Below are 17,702 nucleotides of genomic sequence, written 5' to 3' on the forward strand. Positions count from 1 at the left end.
TGTTAACAAAAATTTCACCTATCAGAAACATCATTTTATGAGAAGTGGGAGTTAGCGCGCATTATTTCGATAGAATGTCTGAAACCCAACAATAACGATAGAAAGGGTAAAAACACAATGGTGGGCAATAAAAAAGGCTGTTGAATTTCAACAGCCTTAAATCTATTTATTTTCAGCGGATTAACGTAATCCTAACTGGAAGATCAGGTTTTCTGCTTCACACGAAAATGTAAAATCAGCAGTAAGTTGAACACCACCATCTACATCAGCAAATTGTTGATTAATTTTGCAAGGCTCTGAAGCGATAGATTGTGCTTTTGCACTGAGTTGATCCAACATTGCTTGCGCTTCTACTTTATCAGCGAAGACATGCTGATATGACGCAGTGCAATTTTTATTGTCAATAATAGTACCCACATCTACACAACAGCAAGCAGCGGTTTCTTCTGCACTACAACGATTAATTGCGTCTGCCATTTTAGTCTCCCAACGAAAGAAATGTTAATTATCTATCATAATTGCAAAAAAATAAAATAAACTGCTTTAGCTCAAATTATCTTACAATTTTACAAAAATAATTGATTATTCTGTTTATTTAACAATCAAAAATATCTTTATTGGGATGCTTTGTGAAAATAATGTTAAGTAAATCCCAATTATTAAATCAAAACAGCAATATTTGTAAAACATACTTGCAACATTTGGGGTGTTCAACTTTATACTTAAACAACTGGTCTGATTTGTCATAGCGACAACCGCACCTAAAATCCAGCGCTTCTAATCAGAAGTAACAACTTAAAAAAATTATGAGGGTTTAGGTCATGAACCGTAAAAACCTGTTTACCCGCACAGCACTAGCTACCTTGGTAGGTGTTATCTCCTCTCAAGCAGGTGCTGCCGGTTTTCAGTTAAATGAATATTCTACTTCAGCACTAGGGCGTGCATTTTCAGGAGAAGGCGTTATTGCCGATGACGCAAGCGTAGGTAGCCGTAACCCAGCTGCACTCACTATGTTTGATCGTCCTGAATTCTCTGTTGGTGCTATCCATATTAATCCAAGCGTCGACATTAAAGGTAAATCTCCACTTACAGGAACTAGCACTACTGCTGGTGATATCGCACCAAGTGCATTAGTCCCTAATATCCACTTTGTTGCCCCTATTAATGATAAATGGGCGATTGGTGCCTCAGGCACAACAAACTTTGGCTTAGCGACTGATTTTAAAAAGGATTATGCTGCAGGCCTTATTGGTGGTAAAACCGATTTAAAAACCATGAACTTAAACTTAAGTGCAGGTTATCGAGTAAATAATCAATTCAGTGTCGGCTTAGGCTTAAATGCCCTTTATGCTGATGCTGAAATTACCCGCCATGCTGGTGAACTACCTGGAATGCTTGGTCTTCCTGTATCACCTTCAGCGAGAGTTGCTCAACTTAAAGGTGATGCTTGGGGCTTTGGTTGGAACGCCGGTCTATTATATGAATTTGACGAAGGTAACCGAGTTAGTTTCACTTATCGTTCTAAAGTTAAAGTGAAATTTAAAGACGGTGAATACCAAAACGATCTACCACCACTGCCTGCACTTGATGCGATGGGTATTATTGGCACCAACGGCGAAACCATTAAAGGTAAACTTGATCTTAACTTACCAGAGATTTGGGAGTTTGCCGCTTATCACCGTGTTGCACCAAAATGGGCGGTTCACTATAACTTTGCTTATACAAGCTGGAGTGCTTTCGAAGAGTTAAAGGCCACACGTAAGAGTGATGGTCAACAACTGTTCAGGAAAGAAGAAGGCTTCCGTGATGCATGGCGTGTGGCTTTAGGTACAACCTATTATCACGATGATAACTGGACATTCCGTACCGGTATCGCTTTCGATGATAGCCCAGTCCCTGCTGATAAACGTTCTATCTCTATTCCAGACCAAGATCGTTTCTGGTTAAGTGCGGGTACAACCTATGCATTTAACAAAGATATGTCTGTTGATGTTGGCTTAGCATATATGCACGGTAAAAAAGTCACAATCAAAGAGAAACTGGCTGAAACACCACTTTCCCCTACCTATGAATTCGAGTCATCAGGTAAAGCATGGTTATACGGTATGAACTTTAATTACCGTTTCTAATTTCTCACTGTGCTTTTTATACAAAAAATGGTCTTTTTTAAGACCATTTTTTATTTATTCATCAAGCTAACAAAGATAATAAACTAATCGATAGAATCTAAGTCATCTTCAATCGCTTTCGCGTTAGGGTTCTCTTTTACCGTACCAGCTTTGAAGTCATTACTCTGGAAGTAAGCTTCTCGCATCATTAAGTAAGGATCAGACGAATTTTGCAAAATAGCATCAGAATCGAGCAATTGTGCCCGTGTTTCAATGCCTTCTAATGCCCACTTACCTGCTGACATCCAAAACGTTAAATAACTCAGCATAGGATACGTTAAGTCAGCCCAGTCACCACCCTCTTCACGGACAGTGAAGCTACCATAGCCCGGTACAACCACATAAGGGCCATAATCCATACCATAATGACCTAATGTACTACCAAATCGCATTGGAACTTCTTTTTCCATCGTTTCTTTGGACATACCAGCAACATCAATTAAGCCACCCATACCAAAGACTGTATTGATCCAAAAACGACCAAAATGTTTTGCTCCTTTTTCAAAATCGCCACGCAATACACTATTTAACATACTAGCGGGCTCTTCTAAGTTACCGAGAAAATTAGATAAGCCATTTCTTGCTGGTGGCGGTACATAGTCACGCCAAACAACAGCAACGGGGCGTAGGATATAAGGGTCTAAAACATAGTAGTTAAAATCAAACATCTGGCGGTTAAACCCTTCCAATGGGTCAGAGCGCCCCTCCCCATTATTAGGGGTACTTGCACATCCTGAAAGTAAGGCGACTGAAAGAGCAACACCGCACAGGCGATACTTCATAATGTTCTCCGCTAATTATCTTATGATGAGCAGCATCATAGTTCGCATATTCATAAACTCTATATATAATACTGTCAATGCGTAACAAGTGGTACTTTTATTAGGCGTTGATCTTATAAGATAATTCAGTTTTTAGGATTATCCCATTGAGCTAATTTACAATATTAGCCCAATATTATGGGCTAATATAAAAATCTATGATGTTATTTAATTATATTCTTTTATCACTAATCGCTCTTCTGGAACAGGGTACGAAAAATGCTCTGTAATAAAATCAAACTCTACTTCTGTGGTTTTAAACGGGTTCTCATCTGATTGATTACGTAAAGATAATCGTTTTTTACACTCAGCACTTTCTACTTTCAAAACATGAAATAAATAGGGCATTCCCGTATTATCAGCTAATGATTTTAACCATTGTCGTTGCTTCGCTGTATTCGCCGGAAAATCCATAATAACGGTATTTCCAGCTTTAAGAAGAACTGCAATATGTTCGCTTAATACACTCTTCACTAACTCACTTTTTTCAATATAGTCAGTTACTGTCTTTATTTGATTTGGATAAAGTCGCGATAACCATTCATCTTCATTGATTAATACCGTTCTGGGTGATTTAGCAAATGATTTTGCTAACGTTGATTTACCAGAAGCAATTTTTCCACAGAAAAAATGCAAACGAGCATCAGAAGATAATTTTAATAAATCAGTACCATAAGAGTTATCGATAACACAAAGCCATTGGTCATTAATAAGTTTAAAAACATAAGTAGCTTCTCTTACCGTATTAAACTTTCCTTCATTTGGCATATTTGCACTTAAAAGTGTTTGTGCTAAAACAAGCGCACAATCTTCACCAAAAATAACTTTTACTTTACCTTGAGAAACTTGCAGTGAGTGATTAAAAAATTCGGCAATCGCCATAAATGCTTTTTTCAGTGAAGGCTTACCAGAAACATGCAAATCATCTTTAACCACCAACGTGCCATTTTCAGTATAAAAGTTCATTAAATACTCAAAATTTTCGTCAGTAATAGCTTGATCTGCATTTGCAATTAGTTGTGTTAGCGATTGGGTATGTTGTTCAACTTCTTGTGGAGTAAACATTTTTTATCCTTATCTTTTCTTTGTACCAGATAAGGAGTTTAAAATAAAAAAACCCGCTTATCTGGCGGGTTCTTAATACAACCAATCCCCACCACTAAGTGATGGTAATAATAATTGCTGGAGAGGTTGTAAAATATGACATAAAAATAAACCTTATAAATAGACTAAACAAAATCTAGCAGTAATTTATTTTTTAAACAAGAATATATTTTTAAAATCAAACCAATAAATTAATTGATGTTTAATTTCTCTTTGAATATAAAACTGTTTTATTTAACTGTTATAGATAAATAATTATTTGCTCTCATGTTGGCAACAACATGATGTTTTCCCAGATAATTTGGCTTCTTGAATAGGTGGGCAAGGTACTGTTCCATAAGAACAAAATACACAACAGTCTCCTTCAAGGGGTTTTAATAAAGCATGACAATGTGTGCATTCATAAAACCATTGGCAAGCATCCGTTGGCATTGTTTCCATTTTTTTCGTATGACAATGCGGGCAAGTGATTTCTGACATCAAGTTAATCTGATTATTTGACATTTTATTTCCACATAAATTTATAAACATCATCTTTGTTGTTTAGAATACGCTCTTTTTATTTTTCAATAGCATATAAAATCAATAAATTGTTTATTTATCCATCACTTATTAATCGAATACTTGTTGTTTTATTGCTGAAATATCCACTTCTTCTAAATACTGAACAATATTAGGGAAAAAAAGCTCATGATAGCCATACTCTTTTTTTCTTAATTCAGTAATTGCTTGCTCTTTTGTCCAATTTTTGAAGATTAACCGATACATTGCTATGATAGTTCCTGTACGATCACTACCATGCCAACAATGCACCACGACTGCCCCAGACGTACTTTTTATTTTGCGCAATACCGCAATAATATCCTCATCCGTTATTCTACCTGCGTTCATTTTTACTTGAAAAGCTTCTAGTTGCGTGTTCTTTACATCATCATTATCACTATGATATTCACGTAAATTAATAATCGTCTTTATGCCTTGGGTTTCCAACCATTTCATCTCACCCGGCGTTGGTTGCCCTGAACGATAAACTTTTTCTGAAACTTGGTAAAAGTTTTCAGGCGGCACAAGAATATCAGTTGGCCTTGAATTACACCCCACCAGCAGAAAAAAACAAACAATAAATAAAAACTTTAAATAGCGAATATCATTAATTGATTTTATATCCATATAAAAACCTAAATTTATTGTTGGTTATTGAATGAGGAAGCAAAACAATAGCGATAATAGCCTGAATTGATAAGCGTGGCTCTAAGAATAATTTCTAAAATGACCGAATGGGCAATAGATGGCGTTCCCTACAGGAATCGAACCTGTAACTAGCCCTTAGGAGGGGCTTGTTATATCCATTTAACTAAGGGAACGTACGTAACGAGGTAATGTATGACTAATGGATGGACTGTATTTTACCTCCCTCACTCTCTATTAATCAAGTTTTAACGCACTGATATTGGAAGGAATTTTTTTGTTTCTTTTTTGAACAGTGAAATTTACCTTAAAAAAGGAATAATAAATACCATCATCAATGATTGTGTTTATTCTTATATATAACAGTTTTACTAAAATTCTTTCAATTGCTTCAAAAATAATTTCGGTGAGTATCCCATCTCTTTATTAAACATTGCACTAAAGGCACTCGGATTCTCATACCCTAATTCTAAAGCAATTTCGGTAACTGAATGACCTTTCTTTAACGCCGTTAATGCATACATTAAACATGCTTTTTGACGCCATTCTCGAAAAGAAAGCCCTGTTTCCTTATGAAATAAACGCGTAAAAGTGCGTAGACTCTTATTTAACTTTTCAGCCCACATTTCTGGCGTAGTACGAATATTCGGTTGTGACATAAATTCAGTACACAACCCATCTAATAAAGCATGTTGGGGCAAAGGAGTAAAATAAGGTAATGGTTTGGCCTCAGCTAGTTCATGACAAAGTAACGTTAATAAAGCGCTATCTCTCCCACCTAAATCATAAAGTAAAGGAAGTTGATTTGCACAAAGTAATAGCTGATGAAGCAAAGGCGAAACGTGTAAAACCTCACAATATTCCGAATAACGAGGTACTTTATTCGGCTCAATATAGAGACTATAAGTGCTGCTACCCAACATTAATACTTGATGTGTTTTTTCAGCTGGGATCCACACACCACTGTAAGGTAATACAATCCATTGGCCATCTTCTGTTTTGACTTTCATTACGCCATTGGGTGCATATAAAAATTGGGCTCGCCGATGATGATGTGCTTCAAGTAATGTGTCATAAGGATAATCAGAGCCTAATGCTAAAATATCACGAGGAAGATGATCCACACTGTTAATATCGATATTACGCATAATATTAAAATTGTCCTAAATTCATATAAACTTGTCATTATCGCGTGGGTAAGCCATCGTTTTATTCTATATTGTTAATCTCCTGACTCAACAGGAGATTTGAAATGACACTCTGGCTGATTTCTTTTGGTTTAATTTCGGGCATCACAACATGGCTATTTGGCTTTGGCGGTGGTTTTGTCACGGTTCCCTTACTCTATACACTTATTCTGACGCTCTGGGGAATAGACAGTTTACCTGCCGAACATGCTATGCAAATCGCAGTTGCCACCTCTGCATTAATTATGTTGTTTTCTGCAACAGTCACAACCATTAAACACCATAAGGCAAAAAGGCTTGATTGGCATATCATGTTCATCCTTTTTATTGGGATTGCGTTTGGGGGGATCTTTGGTGCCCTTCTCGCATTAACAGTTGAAGGTACTTGGATCAAATGGATCTTTATTGGTTATCTCTTTGTCACTATTTTAGATTGCTATTTTCGCCCTGGTTTTATGGCACCTACTCACAACGCAAAAAAGGTGACCAAAGCACAAGAAAGCATTAATGGCACAGTGATTGGTATTATTGCCGCTTTTTTAGGGGTTGGCGGAAGTGTAATGACAGTTCCTCTATTACGTCGTAGAGGTACACCAATGGCACAATCTGCAGCAATGGCAAATGCCTTAACCTTACCTTTAGCTCTCACTGCAACATTCACTTATGTCGCACTTTCCTTTGTATCACCTTTAAATAGTGAATCTGGCTTTATTGGTTATATTTGGCTAAAGGCAGCCTTTATTCTGATTTGTAGCACATGGATAGGGTTAAAGATCTCTGAGCGCTTTTTATCTCGTATTCCCGATAAATGGCATGCAAGAGTTTATCCCTTATTACTGAGCCTTGTCTTAATCGTTATGTTGTTTTAAATCCTTTCTTTTATATAAAAAAGATAAACAGAAAAACAATTTTGACAACACGCAAACAAAGTGGCTTTCAATATTCAATGAGCCACTTTATTTTTAACATTTGCTTTAAACCTTTTCCTACGCACATTTACTTGGCATTAATATTATTAAGATGTATAAAACAAAAAACAGCTCTTTTTGACAATCAATATACAGCCCCATAACTATTAGCTTCATTAATTAATGTTTAAACATAATGAATAATAATTTATAGATTGTCTCATTTTTAGTATCAGTTTGATTACGTTTCACTGAGCATTTTCTGCACAAAATATCATCTCTTTATTTTTCTCTTTTATTCGTATTTATCATCAAAATAATAAGTTAGCTATTTTTTACAAAATATATTTTAAGAAGAAACTGGATTTAAATAACGCTAAAAAATATTATTTAGTTTGATTTTTAAATAACAAATTAATTACAATGACGTTGAATTTCGATATATAAATAATTATATATCGATAGGCTTTTTTGTCAATTATTTATTGTATTTAATCATATATTTAAAATACACTTTAATAAAACAAATTAATGTCATAAGTAAGTGAATTTAAAAGAAGTAAGCATAAATGCCTCAGCCTCTAAGATCCTCTCTTTCTCCTCAAAATCTTTATAACACGAGTTAATAGAAGAAAATAATTATCATTTGATTTTGTCTATTTTAGTTAATTTATTTTGTGACATTTATTAACGTCTTATTCTCTATTATTTATTATTTACAACTAACTCATCACTTATGGATTAATAAACTGGAGACGCCTTCAAATATTTATTTAATCGTCTGTATATAATATTTAGCTATAAGAAGAAACTGGAGGTTATATGAGTATTAGTCGTCGTTCTTTCATTAAGGGGATGGGGATAGGATGTGTGGGTTGTACTGTGAGTAGTTTACCACCGGGTGCACTTGCATTTAATCCTGTAGATTCTCTTAAGGGTCAGTCAACATTAACACCTAGTCTATGTGAGATGTGTTCTTATCGTTGTCCTATAGAAGCTCAGGTTGTTAACAATAAAACTGTATTTATCCAAGGAAACAGAAACGCAGAGCATCAAAGTAGCCGTATTTGCGCCAGAGGTGGAAGTGGCGTTAGTCTGGTTAACGATCCAAACCGTATTGTCAAACCCATGAAACACAAAGGCCCTAGAGGTGCAGGTGAATGGGAAGTCATAAGCTGGGAACAAGCCTATAAAGAAATAGCTGAAAAGATGAATGCAATAAAACAAAGCTATGGAGCTGAAAGCATCTCTTTTTCATCTAAGTCAGGATCGCTTTCTTCTCACCTTTTCCATTTAGCCGCCGCATTTGGTTCTCCAAATACATTTACACACGCAACTACTTGCCCAGCAGGTAAAGCCATTGCTGCATCCGTTATGATGGGTGGTGATCTTGCAATGGATTTAGCAAACTCTAAATATATTCTCTCTTTTGGTCATAACCTTTATGAGGGCATTGAAGTTGCTGAAACGCATGAATTAATGACAGCACAAGAACGTGGTGCAAAATTAGTCAGTTTTGATCCTCGTTTATCTGTCGTTTCAAGTAAAGCAGACGAGTGGTTCTCAATCCGCCCTGGTGGCGATTTACCTGTTCTAATGGCGATGTGCCATATCTTAATTAAAGAAGATCTCTACGATAAAGAGTTTGTTGAGAAATTTACGGTAGGTTTCCCACAATTAAAAGAAGTTCTACAAGATACAACCCCTGAATGGGCTCAAGCACACTCAGATGTTCCCGCTAAAGATATTGCTCGTATCGCTAGAGAAATTGCAGCAAAAGCTCCTCATGCACTGATTATGCCAGGCCACCGCGCGACCTTTAATAAAGAAGAGATCAATATGCGCAGAATGATCTTCACCTTCAATGCTTTACTAGGCAACATTGAACGTGAAGGTGGTATGTATCAGAAAAAGGCAGCAGCAAAATACAATAAATTAGCAGGTATTAATATTGCTCCTGAATTGGCAAAACCAAGTGTTAAAGGTATGCCTGAAATTACCGCAAAACGCATTGATGCGACAGCGCCTCAATTTAAATATATCAATAAAGGTGGCGGTATTGTTCAATCGATTATCGACTCAACATTAGAAGGCGTACCATATCAAACAAAAGCATGGATTATGTCTCGTCATAACCCATTCCAAACAGTCAGTTGCCGTCCTGAGCTAGAAAAAGCAGCGCAGAAGTTGGACTTAATTGTTAGTTGTGACGTGTATTTAAGCGAAAGTGCCGCTTATGCCGATTACCTTTTACCTGAATGCACCTATTTAGAACGTGATGAAGAAGTTGCTGATGTTTCAGGTTTAAATCCCGCTTATGCATTACGCCAGCAAGTTGTCGAACCTATTGATGATACCAAACCAAGTTGGTTAATTTGGATGGAATTAGGTAAAGCGTTGGGATTAGAAGCTTATTTCCCTTGGGAAAACATGGGGGTAAGACAGCTTTATCAAGTTAATGGTAGCGAAGCGCTATACAAAGAGATGCATAAAAAAGGCTATGTCTCTTATGGTATTCCATTATTGTTACGCGAACCTTCTTATGTAAAAGCTTTTGTTGAGCAATATCCAGAAGCCATCAAACATGTTGATAGCAATAACACAATGGAAAAAGCGCTCTCATTTAAATCACCAAGTGGCTTAATTGAAATCTACTCTGAAGAATTAGAAAGCCGTTTAGAAAATTACGGTATTCCTCGCTTCCACAACTTCCCATTAAAAGAAAAAGACGAGCTTTATTTTATTCAAGGCAAAGTCGCCGTTCATACTAATGGTGCAACACAATATGTACCGTTATTAGCTGAATTAATGTGGGAAAACCCAGTTTGGCTTCATCCAGAAACAGCAAAAAACCATGGTATTAAACATGGTGATGAAATCATTCTGGAAAACAATATAGGCAAAGAAAAAGCACACGCTTTAATCACTGAAGGCATTCGCCCTGACACCGTATTTGTTTATATGGGTTCGGGTGCAAAAGCGGGTGCAAAAACAGCAGCGACTACAACAGGTGTTCACTGTGGCAACTTATTACCTCATGAAATTAGTCCTGTATCGGGTACTGATGTGCATACATCAGGTGTCAGAATTAGTCGTGCTTAAGGAAAAAAATAACGATGAACAATAATGATAAACAATTTGTCATGCTACATGATGAAAAACGTTGCATTGGGTGTCAGGCCTGTACTGTTGCGTGTAAAGTCATCAATGACATTCCTGAAGGTTTCAGCCGACTTCAAGTTCAAATTCAAGGCCCACACAACGATGAAGCGGGTGATCCACATTATCAATTTTTCCGTGTTTCATGTCAGCACTGTGAAGATGCACCTTGTGTTTCTGTTTGCCCAACTGGCGCCTCTTTTATTGATGAAAATGGCATCGTACAGGTAAAAAAAGAGTTGTGTATTGGCTGTGATTATTGTGTTGGTGCCTGTCCTTACCATGTTCGTTATATCAACCCAATGACGCATATCGCAGATAAATGTAATTTCTGCTCAGATACTCGATTAGCTGAGGGTGAATTACCTGCGTGTGTATCGGTATGCCCAACGGATGCACTTGCTTTTGGTCGTATCGACTCACCTGAAATTCAGGCTTGGATCAAACAAAAATCCGTTTATCAATACCAATTAGATAATGTCGGAAAACCAAGTTTATTCCGTCGTAAAGAAATCCATCAGGGGGATAAAGCATGACTAGTATCTGGGGAGCAGAACTCCATTATACGCCAGATTATTGGCCTGTATGGTTAATGGCGGCAGGTTTATTAATTGTTGCCATGATAGCCATTTTAGTTATTCATGGCTTGCTACGCTATGCCCTTGCACCAAAACATTCAGGCCATTACGAAGAAGAGCGTGTTTATTTATATTCTAAAGCGATCCGTTTTTGGCACTGGGGTAATGCTTTACTTTTTATCCTATTATTACTAAGTGGCTTTTTAGGGCATTTCTCTATCGGAAATGTCACTTCAATGGTGCTATTACATAAAATCTGTGGTTTTGTACTTATCGCGTTCTGGATTGGTTTTATTCTGATTAATCTAACAACCAGTAACGGTGTACATTACAAAGTAAGATTTAATGGATTAATTGGCCGTTGTATCAAACAAGCTCGCTTTTACCTCTATGGCATAATGAAAGGTGAACCACATCCTTTTGCTGCAACTGAAACTGATAAGTTTAACCCTCTTCAACAACTTGCTTACTTAGGTGTGATGTTTGGTTTAGTGCCACTGTTACTTGTTACTGGATTATTATGTTTATACCCAGAAGTACTTGGTTATGGCTATTGGATGTTAAAAGCACACTTAGTTTTGGGTATTGTGGCATTAATGTTTATTTGTGCTCACTTCTATTTATGTACATTAGGAGACACTTTTACACAGACATTCCGCAGTATGGTTGATGGTCATCATCGCCACCAAAAACATGATACTCATGGTTCAGTAACTAAAAAAGCAGAGCATTAATTCCCTCTGGTTACTCCTTACAGAAAGATCATTATCTAAAATGCCCGTGTAAACGGGCATTTTTTTGATCTTAATTCAGAAACAATTTCATAATCTTATTATTAGCAAATATATCATTTTATTTACATGTTATTCGGTGTATAGTCAGCGCCCATCCTCGCTATATAAAAACCTATACAATGATATACATTGCATCACATTTGCGATGAGCATCGTTGTATAAATTTTTTAATATCGATGGAGTTAAATAACTAAAAAATATATTTTGGGAGTCTATCGTGAAGAAATTTATCATTTCGACAATAGCTTGTGCTATAGCACAAACATTAGCCGTATCAGCAAGTGTAGCCGCTGAAAATGCTGAGAAAATCGTCGTTACTGCACAACCAGTGAATAATAGTGAAGCCGGTGCTGGATTTGTAACTCGTGAAGTTGATATGGGACCATTAGGTGAAAAAAAATGGTTAGATACACCTTACACAACAAATACCTTCACTCAATCCATGATTGAAAATCAACAAGTTACCAGTGTTGCGGATATTTTAAAATATAATGCCTCCTCTCAAATGCAAGCACGTGGTGGTATGGATGTTGGTCGTCCTCAAAACCGTGGAATGCAGGGTAATGTTGTCGCTAACTCTCGTTTAGATGGTGTGAATATTATTTCTACCACTGCATTTCCTGTCGAAATGCTTGAACGCGTAGATATTATAAATGGCCTAACAGGTTCACTTTATGGACCAGCAAGTCCAAGTGGGCAATTTAATTTCACACAAAAACGCCCAACCTTAAAACGCTTAACTTCACTGAATGCTACTTATATCAATGATAACCAATTTAAAGGCCATCTTGATTTAGGTGGTTTTATTGATGATAACAACACTTTTGGTTATCGCATTAATCTAATGCATGATGAAGGTAAAGGTTATGTCGCAGGTAGCAAAACACGTCGCCAGCTAATCAGTACCGCATTTGATTGGAATATCTCGTCTGATACTGTCTTAGAAGTGAATTTTAGTGATTATTGGTTTAAAAAAATGGGTTATCCGGGTGCATTTTCGTATGGACCAAAAGTCACCGCATTACCTGATGCACCAGATCCAACTAAAGCGGGCTATGGTCAAGCTTTTGCGGGCGTTGATCTTCATACCAGAACAGTAAGTAGCCGACTAAAACATGATTTTAACGAAGATTGGCAAATCAGTGCAGCAATTGGCTATCAAACGGCTGATCGCGGATTCCGTTCTGTTTCTAACCAGCTAAGTAATGATGGTAAGCAATTTACACCAACGTTATCCGTTCCTTCTACTTATGGTCGTTTTACTGTTTTAAGTCATTCTGTCAATGTTAATGGTCATGTGATGACAGGCGCACTTTCTCATGATTTAGTGCTCGCTACTAGCGGTTATCGTTGGGATATTTACGGAGCAAACGGCAACGATCTGAAATTTACATTACCAACTCAAGATATTAATAATCCGCATCGTTATGATGATCCATCTAATGAAGGCTTCTATACTGGCAGCGCTCGCACCAAAAACAGTCGCTCACAAGTTCAATCCGTTACTTTTGGTGATACAGTTACCTTTAATCCGCAATGGTCAGTGATGGGATCGCTAAGCCAAAACTGGATCAAAGAAACTTCCTATCGTGCTGGTGGTGAGAATCACACCGAAAATGGTTTAAGCCCTGCTGTCGCATTAATGTTTAAACCTATTCCAGAAGTAATGACTTATGTTTCTTATGCTGATTCATTAGAAGAAGGTGATTCAGCGCCCGATACTGCAGATAACAAAGGTGAAGTGCTAAAACCTTACCGCAGTGAGCAGTGGGAAATGGGTGTTAAATCACAAATTGGCGATCTCAATTTAAATGCTGCAATTTTTCAATTAGAACGTCCTTTTGCTTACGTAGGAAATGACAATATCTTTAAAGAACAAGGCAAACAACGTAACCGAGGATTGGAGCTGATTGCTAATGGACAAGTGACTGATGAACTTTTCGTATTCAGTAGCATGACATGGTTAGATCCAACATTAACTAATACAGGTAATGCGAAAACCCAGGATAAAGATGTTGTGGGTGTACCAAAATACCAAGCAAATCTATTAGCCGAATACCATTACCCTACCGTGCCAAATGTTATCTACAGTGCTAATGTTCACTACACAGGTAAGCGTGCAGCAAATACCACTAATACGATGTGGGCAAAAGCCTATACTACACTCGATCTGGGTGCTCGTTATCAAACACAATATTGGGATAAGAAAACTACTTTCCGCCTCAATTTAGATAACGTGACGAATGAGCATTACTGGGCATCTATTTTCTCTGGCAACCAAAATGGTGCTATTGGTGGTGCAAATGCTTTCTTAGGTACGCCTCGCCAAGTTTCTGCTTCTGTAAGCATTGAACTCTAAGAGGAAAACGAAATGTATAAAGGGTTTTTCAAAACCCTGTGCATTGCGTTACTGGGAGCTTCGGCTCTCAGTATCTCCTTTAATGCACAGGCGCAAAGAGTTGTTCAGTATTATCAAAATCAATCCATTACTGTTCCTGATTCACCAGAAAGAGTCGCCACGAGTTGGAATGCTCAAAATGCGATACTTGCTATGCTTGGGGCTGGAGATAAAATTGTTTCCACAACCGATTTAGTCAAAACTATTCCTTTTTTTACTGAGATTGTTCCTGCTATAAAAACGGCTTCAATTTCCAGTAAAGGTAATAATGACACACTGAATATCGAAACATTAATTGTTAGCCAACCTCAAATCTTTTTTGCAACAGGAAAGCTATCTGATGCACAAATGGTGGCACTAAAAAATGCGGGGATCAGTGTTGCATTATTAAAATCAGGTTCAATGGATGCTTTGTTAGAAAGAACTTTGATCACTGGTGAGATTTTAGGTTCAAGTAGTCACCAATTAGCAAAAGATTATTTAGCTTACTTTCAGCGTAATACGGCGCTTGTAAACAGTGCCATAAGCGAGATAAGCATCAAGAAACCAGTAAAGGTTTATCATGCTTTTGGGTCGCCATTAAGAACATCTGGCGCGCCTTCGCTAAATCATGATTGGATAACACTTGCTGGAGGAGTCAATGTTGCAGAACATTGGTTTGACAATGTACCTAGTCGAGCAGGTGAAGTTTCCTTAGAACAAGTTATTCATGCTAATCCTGATGTCATTGTCACTATGTATGCAAGAGATACGGAAATCATCAAGAATTCACCTGAATGGCAATCAATTACTGCGGTACGTGAAGGTCGTGTCTACACAAATCCCAAAGGTCTATTTTGGTGGTGCAGAGAAACGACAGAAGAAGCGCTACAATTTTTATGGCTTGCAACAATTTTATACCCAGAGCAAACACAGCACATTGATATCATCAAAGAGACAAAACAGTTTTACCAAACATTTTTTAATATCTCCCTGAGCGATCAACAGGTCGAATATATTTTGACACCACCACTCCAAGACTAAACTAACAGCCTTTTCATCATGAAGGTGAAGAGGCTGTAAGCTCTCCTCTTGTATAAAGGCTATCTGTTGCCATTTCTACATTGCTATTAAATGCTTAAATTTGAAAATTTGATCTAATCCTAATTTCTGACCTAGTTCTCTTTTTCAAGTTTTATCGTATCAACGTTTATGCTTTTTAAATTCCTTGGTATAAAGCACACAAGTTATACATTAATAGCTTTAAAAATGTTACCAAAAAGTAAAGTCATAGCAGGTAATATAAGAGCTGATTAGTAATAGATTTATATTTATAGGTATCTATCCCCTGTTAATTTACACATAACAATAGGTATGAGAGTATATTTCTACAGATATGTAAATCTCGGATATTCTGCGATAATATTTTTCTTTTTCTTGAAGAGAATTAAAAAATTTCATTCCCATAAAAACGTAAAATGCCCTAATAAGGGCATTAATATTATATAGAGGCTTTATTTCTATAATTAAGAAAATTCTTATTATTTACTAATCTTAAAGATATACATATATAAGAATTATCCTACTCAATTTAGTTATTCTAAAATGAGTTATCTTCTAATTTAAAGATATTTTTAGAAAATAGAAAGAGCCTTACTATCGAAATGAGCTGGAATATGTTGTTCATTATGCTCAATTTCTTGAGTCATTCCACTTGTTACTTCTTCAAAGAAGCTACCAATATTAACGCCTAGTACTTCAAGCACTCTAACTAAGCAATCAATATCAATACGGTTTACACCACGCTCATAACGGAATAATTGTTGCTCACTAATATCAATCTCTTTTGCTAACTGAAATACAGTATAACCCTGAGATTTTCTTAATGACTTAATTTTTTGTCCAACTGCATAAGCGACTGGATACTTGCTACTCATAATATGTTCTCGCTTTTCACTTTGATTGATATCTAATTTATAATGGTGTGTTATCGCGCAATAATATATAAAATTATATATTATCGAGGACACCTTTTTGTTTTAATAAAATATTATTTTTAGTAGATAAGAAATATTACAATTCATAACATGACTTATCATATGTAAATAATATACTACGCATTTAAACACTTTCAACTAGTCGAAAAAAGACAATCAAGGCTTGGTACTTTACTCATACTAGTAAACAATACCTAGGATAGCACTATATATTCTTTGTTTTCATATAGTTAAAATATTTTATTTATAAAATAGCGCTTTTTTTTTCTTAAACTTTACTCATTAATCAGAATAATTATCTATCATCCTCTTAATTTAAAGCGTGATGACCTGAATTGTGCAAAAATAAATCAAGTTGTATTAGTCTAATTTATTTAAAATAATAAATTAACCTCATAAAGAAGGTAATTTTCCTATTTTTCTAAAATAGCTTAAGTAATGTCAATGAAATCTGATGAATTAATAATTTCATATAAATTATGATTTAAAATCAACAAATTACAATTATTACATTAGGATTAAGATATAGATCACCTTTTAAACATTTGTTAATTAATTTATATAAGCATAAACCCTTAGCGTTTCAGCTAAATATATTTAAGATGTAATAAATCTTTATTACATTGGCATAAATAGGCAATACATTTAATTAATCATTTTTTTTGAATTTTTATTAATGAATAATTACCTTTTATTTTTAATAAGATTAAAAATCTCATTTTTACAATAAAAAAACATAATCATTGATATAAATATTTTTTGCTTTATCAGTAAGTTATTCGACACTTGAGCTCACCACAATAAAAATTGAACATTTTATCATCACATTGTTCTATTCTTTCTTTTTCACTCAAATACGCGCATTTGGATAGCGTAAAAACAGAATCTTTATTACAACTTAAATTAAATTTAAAAATGAATAAGCTGTTAAATATCCATTTTGGTATGATCTAATTTTGTTAAAAAACATAAGAAATATTCTTTTTATGTCCTAAGTATTTATACTCATTCTATATAAGAGTTATTCTTAGGCCCAAATAAACATTAATATTTTTATATAATTTATATTCCTGTCAAATGCACAATTTTCTCCATTTTCAGTAAAAAATGAAATTAACCACTTAATGGCAAATCAATTAATGATGAAATAAGTTCTTTTTGCTTCATATCATTTACTACGTAGTTCATTATGGTGCAAATTTTGACAAATATCAATTTTTTATAAAAATAACATAATAATCATTTAGTTATGTAGATATTTTTAACTTAAAGTTTCTTTAAAAGAAGAATGAAAAAAATTAAATATTATTATATTTAATCATTTAATTTCATCACGTTAGTAATAAATGGATGATAATTAAGAAAGATTAACTATAAAATTGTATTTTTTATCTTTATTCCTTCAATTTCCTCATTAGAA

The 17,702-nt window shown here is 35.5% G+C and carries 14 protein-coding genes and 1 tRNA gene; 7 read left to right on the plus strand and 8 right to left on the minus strand.

What is annotated here, in order from left to right; genetic code table 11:
• Positions 1–180 precede the first annotated feature (180 nt).
• On the minus strand, positions 181–477 hold the full coding sequence (locus tag GWI68_RS14585; protein ID WP_082151772.1) for a YfcZ/YiiS family protein: 297 nt from the start codon (positions 475–477) through the stop codon (positions 181–183).
• A 344-nt stretch (positions 478–821) separates the two neighbouring features.
• On the opposite strand from GWI68_RS14585, the gene fadL reads away from it, so the two are divergent.
• Complete coding sequence (fadL, locus tag GWI68_RS14590; RefSeq protein WP_166540753.1) at positions 822–2,129, plus strand: long-chain fatty acid transporter FadL; 1,308 nt, start codon at positions 822–824, stop codon at positions 2,127–2,129.
• An 83-nt stretch (positions 2,130–2,212) separates the two neighbouring features.
• Here the strand turns inward: fadL and mlaA are convergent, their stop codons facing one another.
• From mlaA to GWI68_RS14620, 6 genes are all read right to left on the minus strand, one after another.
• Positions 2,213–2,950, minus strand: coding sequence for a phospholipid-binding lipoprotein MlaA (gene mlaA / locus GWI68_RS14595; protein WP_166540754.1), 738 nt, complete (start codon positions 2,948–2,950; stop codon positions 2,213–2,215).
• Positions 2,951–3,157: 207 nt separating this feature from the next.
• Complete coding sequence (locus tag GWI68_RS14600; protein ID WP_227335740.1) at positions 3,158–4,054, minus strand: AAA family ATPase; 897 nt, start codon at positions 4,052–4,054, stop codon at positions 3,158–3,160.
• A 294-nt stretch (positions 4,055–4,348) separates the two neighbouring features.
• Complete coding sequence (locus GWI68_RS14605) at positions 4,349–4,597, minus strand: GDCCVxC domain-containing (seleno)protein (RefSeq protein WP_166540755.1); 249 nt, start codon at positions 4,595–4,597, stop codon at positions 4,349–4,351.
• Positions 4,598–4,705: 108 nt separating this feature from the next.
• Positions 4,706–5,263 carry a dual specificity protein phosphatase family protein gene (locus GWI68_RS14610; RefSeq protein ID WP_166540756.1) on the minus strand — a complete coding sequence of 186 codons (558 nt, stop codon included), beginning with the start codon at positions 5,261–5,263 and terminating at the stop codon, positions 4,706–4,708.
• A gap of 119 nt (positions 5,264–5,382) precedes the next feature.
• Positions 5,383–5,457: transfer RNA gene (locus GWI68_RS14615), tRNA-Arg, on the minus strand.
• A 195-nt stretch (positions 5,458–5,652) separates the two neighbouring features.
• Positions 5,653–6,429, minus strand: a complete 777-nt coding sequence (locus tag GWI68_RS14620; protein WP_166540757.1) for a helix-turn-helix transcriptional regulator — start codon at positions 6,427–6,429, stop codon at positions 5,653–5,655.
• 104 nt (positions 6,430–6,533) lie between these two features.
• Here GWI68_RS14620 and GWI68_RS14625 point away from each other — a divergent pair, with 104 nt between their 5' ends.
• The 6 genes from GWI68_RS14625 to GWI68_RS14650 all read left to right on the plus strand — a co-directional run bounded on the left by GWI68_RS14625 (position 6,534) and on the right by GWI68_RS14650 (position 15,329).
• The gene (locus tag GWI68_RS14625; protein ID WP_166540758.1) at positions 6,534–7,337 is read left to right on the plus strand and encodes a sulfite exporter TauE/SafE family protein; all 804 of its coding nucleotides are present in this window, start codon (positions 6,534–6,536) and stop codon (positions 7,335–7,337) included.
• A gap of 861 nt (positions 7,338–8,198) precedes the next feature.
• A complete protein-coding gene (phsA, locus tag GWI68_RS14630) occupies positions 8,199–10,478 on the plus strand; it encodes a thiosulfate reductase PhsA (protein ID WP_166540759.1) in 2,280 nt (759 codons plus the stop codon).
• Positions 10,479–10,492: 14 nt separating this feature from the next.
• Positions 10,493–11,071 (plus strand): 4Fe-4S dicluster domain-containing protein, encoded by a 579-nt coding sequence (locus tag GWI68_RS14635; RefSeq protein ID WP_109407291.1) that lies wholly within the window; start codon positions 10,493–10,495, stop codon positions 11,069–11,071.
• Positions 11,068–11,847, plus strand: coding sequence for a thiosulfate reductase cytochrome B subunit (gene phsC, locus GWI68_RS14640; protein WP_109407292.1), 780 nt, complete (start codon positions 11,068–11,070; stop codon positions 11,845–11,847). The genes GWI68_RS14635 and phsC overlap by 4 nt, the downstream gene beginning before the upstream one ends.
• Positions 11,848–12,125: 278 nt before the next feature.
• Positions 12,126–14,267: a TonB-dependent siderophore receptor gene (locus GWI68_RS14645; protein WP_347877535.1), complete on the plus strand. Its 2,142-nt coding sequence runs from the start codon at positions 12,126–12,128 to the stop codon at positions 14,265–14,267.
• A gap of 12 nt (positions 14,268–14,279) precedes the next feature.
• On the plus strand, positions 14,280–15,329 hold the full coding sequence (locus tag GWI68_RS14650) for an ABC transporter substrate-binding protein (RefSeq protein ID WP_166540760.1): 1,050 nt from the start codon (positions 14,280–14,282) through the stop codon (positions 15,327–15,329).
• 590 nt (positions 15,330–15,919) lie between these two features.
• Here GWI68_RS14650 and GWI68_RS14655 read toward each other — a convergent pair.
• Positions 15,920–16,222: a helix-turn-helix transcriptional regulator gene (locus GWI68_RS14655; RefSeq protein WP_166540761.1), complete on the minus strand. Its 303-nt coding sequence runs from the start codon at positions 16,220–16,222 to the stop codon at positions 15,920–15,922.
• Positions 16,223–17,702 lie beyond the last annotated feature (1,480 nt).

The organism is Proteus sp. G2669 (assembly GCF_009915245.1).
Lineage (GTDB): Bacteria > Pseudomonadota > Gammaproteobacteria > Enterobacterales > Enterobacteriaceae > Proteus.